Source organism: Streptomyces sp. C (assembly GCF_000158895.1).
Classification (GTDB): Bacteria; Actinomycetota; Actinomycetes; order Streptomycetales; family Streptomycetaceae; genus Streptomyces; species Streptomyces racemochromogenes.
This window is the reverse complement of sequence record NZ_GG657750.1, coordinates 1,771,692-1,774,091: the sequence shown is the minus strand read 5'-3', so window position 1 is coordinate 1,774,091 and position 2,400 is coordinate 1,771,692. Positions and strand designations below refer to the sequence as shown.

General features: G+C 75.3%; 1 protein-coding gene. It reads left to right on the top strand.

Annotated elements, in window-relative coordinates; translation table 11 throughout:
- Positions 1-2,400: DNA polymerase III subunit alpha (dnaE, locus tag SSNG_RS07820; protein WP_007263265.1), on the top strand; the 2,400-nt coding region annotated here is incomplete at both ends.

The following is a 2,400-nucleotide window of genomic DNA, read 5'->3' as shown; positions in this document are numbered from 1 at the left end:
CCGTACCGTCGGCTTCGCCGCCGAGCAGGGCGTCACGGCCGTGCTGACCAACGCCGTCCGGTACGCCGACCCCGGCCAGGGCCCCGTGGCCGACGTCCTCGACGCCGCCCGCAGGCTCGTCCCCCTCGGCCCGCGCAGCAGCCGCGACAGCGGCGAGCGGTGGCTCAAGGACCCCGCCGCCATGACCGAGGTCGCCGAGCGGATCGCCGAGGCGGCCGGACTGCGCGCCGCCGACGCCCGCCGGCTGCTCGCCCGGACCCGGGAGACCGCCGAGGCCTGCTCCGTGGACCCCGAGGACGACCTCGGCATCGGCTCCGTGCACTTCCCCGAGGCCCGCCTCGTCGGCGCCGCCCGCCGCACCGCCCAGCGGGTGCTCGCCTCCCGCGCCGCGGCCGGCATGGTGCTGCGCGGCTACGCCGGGCGGCGCGCGTACTGGGACCGGATGGAGGAGGAGCTCGACGTCATCGCCCACCACGGCTACGCCTCGTACTTCCTGACGGTCGCCCAGGTGGTGGACGACGTCAGGCAGATGGGCATCCGGGTGGCCGCGCGCGGCTCCGGCGCGGGCTCCCTCGTCAACCACCTCCTCGGCATCGCGCACGCCGACCCCGTCGAGCGCGGCCTGCTGATGGAGCGCTTCCTGTCCAAGCGCCGACGCGTGCTCCCCGACATCGACATCGACGTGGAATCCGCCCGCCGGCTGGAGGTCTACCGCCGGATCATCGGCCGCTTCGGCGCCGAGCGCGTCGCCACCGTCGCCATGCCCGAGACCTACCGGGTCCGCCACGCCGTCCGCGACGTCGGCGCCGCCCTGTCCATGGACCCGGCCGCCGTCGACCGGCTCGCCAAGGCCTTCCCGCACATCCGGGCCCGCGACGCCCGCGCGGCCCTGGCCGAACTGCCCGAACTGCGCGAGGTGCGCGAGGGGCGCGAGGGGCGGGCGGAGGAACACGAGCGGCTGTGGGACCTCGTCGAGGCGCTCGACGCGCTGCCGCGCGGCACCGCCATGCACCCGTGCGGGGTGCTGCTCTCCGACGCCTCGCTGCTCGCCCGCACCCCGGTGGTCCCCACCAGCGGCGAGGGCTTCCCCATGTCCCAGTTCGACAAGGACGACGTGGAGGACCTCGGGCTGCTCAAACTCGACGTGCTGGGCGTGCGCATGCAGTCCGCGATGGCGCACGCGGTCACCGAGCTCAAGCGGGCGACGGGCCTCGACCTCGACCTCGACGACCCCGCGCAGGTCCCCCCGGGCGACGGGCCGACGTACGAACTGATCCGCTCCGCCGAGACGCTGGGCTGCTTCCAGATCGAGTCCCCCGGCCAGCGCGACCTGGTGGGCCGGCTCCAGCCCGACTCCTTCCACGACCTCGTCGTCGACATCTCCCTCTTCCGGCCCGGCCCCGTCGCCGCCGACATGGTGCGCCCCTTCATCGAGGCCCGGCACGGGCGGGCCCCGGTCCGCTTCCCGCACCCGGACCTGGCCGACGCGCTGCGCGAGACGTACGGGGTGGTGGTCTTCCACGAGCAGATCATCGAGATCGTGCACGTCATGACCGGCTGCGGCCGCGACGAGGCCGACCGGGTGCGGCGCGGGCTCTCCGACCCGGACTCCCAGGGCCGGATCAAGGCCTGGTTCGCGGCGACGGCCGCCGGGCGCGGCTACGCGCCCGAGGTGGTCGCCCGGACCTGGGAGATCGTCGAGGCCTTCGGCAGCTACGGCTTCTGCAAGGCGCACGCCGTGGCCTTCGCCGTGCCCACCTACCAGTCGGCGTGGCTCAAGGCCCACCACCCGGCGGCCTTCTACGCGGGGCTGCTCACCCACGACCCCGGGATGTACCCGAAGCGGCTGCTGCTGGCGGACGCCCGGCGGCGGGGCGTGCCGGTGCTGCCGCTGGACGTGAACCGCTCGGCGGCCGCCCACCACATCGAACTGGTGTCCGATGGCCAGGAGGGGCGGGGGCCGGAGCGGTGGGGGCTGCGCCTCGCCCTGTCCGACGTCCACGGCATCAGCAAAAAAGAGGCCCGCCGGATCGAGGCCGGACAGCCGTACGCCTCCCTGCGCGACTTCTGGGACCGCGCCCATCCGGGCCGCCCGGTCGCCGAACGGCTCGCCCAGGTCGGGGCGTTGGACGCGTTCGGCGCCAACCGGCGCGACCTGCTGCTGCACTTGACGGAACTCCACGGCGCCCAGCGCGCCGTCGGCACCAGGGGCGCGGCCCAACTGCCCCTCGGCGGCGGCCGGTCCACTGCCCCCGTCGGACTGCCCGACCTGACCGACGCCGAACGGCTCAGCGCCGAACTCGGCGTCCTCGGCATGGGCGCCTCCCGCCACCTGATGAACGACCACCACGCCTTCCTCGCCGGGCTGGGCGTGACCCCGGCCGCCCGCCTGCGGGACAC